Genomic DNA, 270 nt, shown 5'->3' with positions numbered 1-270 from the left:
GTTCGATCGTTTCATTCTCGGGGGGCAGTGCGAATTTATCCAAAGGACCGAAAGGCGCCAGTTCGGAAAAAAGGACCATCTGCGTCCATGGGAAACGCGCCATCAGGATATCGAGGCGCTGGATCATGCCATCGACGTTCGACTGCAGGGCATTCACGTACATCTGTACGCCGGCGATTGCAAAAGGGGTCATAACTGTTCACTCACTCCGTGCGAATGCGGCGGCGGAGAAACTCGGAGAATTCCGATCCCGCGCACCGGCTGGCACGT

Annotated in this window: 1 pseudogene; it reads right to left on the bottom strand. The window is 56.7% G+C overall.

The features are described from left to right. A pseudogene (locus A3728_RS20505) lies at positions 1-193 on the bottom strand (carbon-nitrogen hydrolase family protein); the annotation flags it as partial. Positions 194-270: the final 77 nt, after the last annotated feature.

This window comes from Sulfitobacter sp. HI0040 (assembly GCF_001634885.1).
Lineage (GTDB): Bacteria > Pseudomonadota > Alphaproteobacteria > Rhodobacterales > Rhodobacteraceae > Sulfitobacter.
This window is presented reverse-complemented; position numbering and strand designations above follow the sequence as displayed.